The sequence below is a fragment of the Micromonospora sp. NPDC002575 genome, from assembly GCF_042889525.1.
Taxonomy (GTDB): domain Bacteria; phylum Actinomycetota; class Actinomycetes; order Mycobacteriales; family Micromonosporaceae; genus Micromonospora; species Micromonospora carbonacea.
Window position 1 is genome coordinate 1 of record NZ_JBIARA010000062.1, and the last position, 2063, is coordinate 2063.

General features: G+C 70.3%; 2 protein-coding genes. Both read left to right on the plus strand.

All coding sequences use genetic code 11. The features are described from left to right. A partial coding sequence (locus ACFYWL_RS31070) for an HK97 family phage prohead protease (protein WP_386980369.1) occupies nt 1-607 on the plus strand: 607 nt, incomplete at its 5' end. A gap of 72 nt (nt 608-679) precedes the next feature. Further along, complete coding sequence (locus ACFYWL_RS31075) at nt 680-1942, plus strand: phage major capsid protein (protein ID WP_386980372.1); 1263 nt, start codon at nt 680-682, stop codon at nt 1940-1942. The last annotated feature ends 121 nt before the right edge of the window (nt 1943-2063 follow it).

A 2063-nucleotide genomic window follows, 5' to 3' on the forward strand; every position in this document is an offset into this window, starting at 1 on the left:
CGCCTTCACGAAAACGATCAGCGAGGGCGACGCGCGCATGCTGATCGACCACGACTCCTACTACGTCGTCTCCCGTGTGTCGGCCGACACCCTCGGCCTGGCCGAGGACGACCGCGGCCTGGCCGTGGACTCCGCCCTGGACGCGGGCCTGTCGTACGTGGGAGACCTCAAGGCGAACGTCCGCAACGGCAACATCACCGGCATGAGCTTCGGCTTCCAGGTCATCAAGGACGACTGGCAGCTGATCGACATCGAGGTCAACAGCGGCGGCACCACCGAGACCGTGCAGGCCGAACTGCGCATCCTGCGCGAGGTCCGCCTCTTCGAGGTCTCGGCCGTCACGTTCCCCGCCTACGAGGACACCGAGGCCAGCCTGCGGGCCGTGGCCACCGCACTGCGACACCGCGGCGACAGCGCCGCGATCGAACAGCGGGCTCAGTACCGGCCCGAGCTGCTCGGCCTTCTGCAGACGATCGACCGCGAGCCGGGTGAGTCCACTCGCGGTACCGACGAGGACACCGAGCCGGCCGCCGCCACTCGGCTGTCACGCACATCGGTCAACCGCAGGATGCAGGCCCTGGCCGCACGCTACGGCCTGGCCCGCTGACCCACCCGACACCCGCCGCTCCCGGCCATTGGCCGGGCCCTGCGGCATGCCCTTCTGGAGGGGAGTACCACCATGTCCACCGAGACCCTCGCCCGGCGCCAGCGCCTGGTCGACGAGCAGAACACCCTGTGGCACCGCATGCAGGAACTCATGCAGGCCGCCGACACCGAGAACCGGGACCTGACCGCCGAGGAGCGGCAGAACTGGGACGAGGCCGAGGCCCGCCTGACGGACGTCTCCGGCGACCTCGAGCGCCTGGAGCGCATGGCCCAGCTCTCCAGCGTGGACCGCGGGCAGATCGTCACCACCTCCGACCGCGGCGACGACCCGGACGCCGAGGCCGCCCGCTACGCCGAGGCGTTCGGCCTGTACCTGCGCTACGGGCTCGAGGGCCTGCAGGGCGAGCAGCGGCAGCTGCTGCAGGGCGGGTTCAACCAGATGCAGCAGGGCGGCGGCCGCCGCGCGATGGGCACCAGCCCGGACAGCGCCGGCGGCTACCTCGTGCCCGAGACGTTCCGCAACACGATGGTGGAGACGATGAAGGCCTACGGCGGCCTGCTCAACATCTGCTCCGTCATCACCACCGCCGACGGCGGTGACCTGTCCTGGCCCACCAACGACGACACCGGCAACGAGGGCGCCCTGCTCTCGGAGAACCAGCAGGTTCCCGAGCAGGACATGAGCGTCGGGCGGCGCGAGCTGGGCGCATACATCTTCACCTCGAAGATGGTGAAGCTGTCGTGGAAGCTCATGCGCGACGAGGCGTTCGGCCTGGAGGCGTGGCTGCCGCGCAAGCTCGGCGAGCGCATCGGCCGCGCCGTGGCCGGCTACCTCATCACCGGCACCGGCGTGAAGCAGCCCGAGGGCATCACCACGCAGGTGCGGGTGGGCAAGACCGGTGCAGGCGGTCAGACCACGTCGGTCATCTACGACGACCTGATCGACCTCGAGCACAGCGTCGACCCCGCCTACCGCGGACCGAACTGCCGGTTCCTCATGCACGACACGACGCTGAAGGTCATCCGCAAGCTGAAGGACGGCGACCAGCGGCCGCTCTGGGTCCCGGTGCCCGCGCCCGGCTTCCCCGCCACGATCAACGGCCAGCCGTACACGGTCGACAACAAGATGCCCGAGCCCGCCGCCTCCGCGAAGACCATCGTCTTCGGGGACTTCCAGGCCGGATACGTCGTGCGCCAGGTCCAGGGCGTCACCACGATCCGCCTGAACGAGCGCTACGCCGACTACCTGCAGTCCGGGTTCTTCGGCTACGCCGAGGTCGACGGCATGGTCGACGACTCCGCCGCGATCGCCGCGTACCAGCACGCCGCCTCCTGACCCCTGCCGCGCCGCGCCGGGGACCGCCGCCACGCCGCGGCCCCGGACCGGTCCGCACCGAGTACCCGGAAGGGAACGTCATGCACCCCAACCCGTACAACAGCCTGCTCGCCCGGCAGAG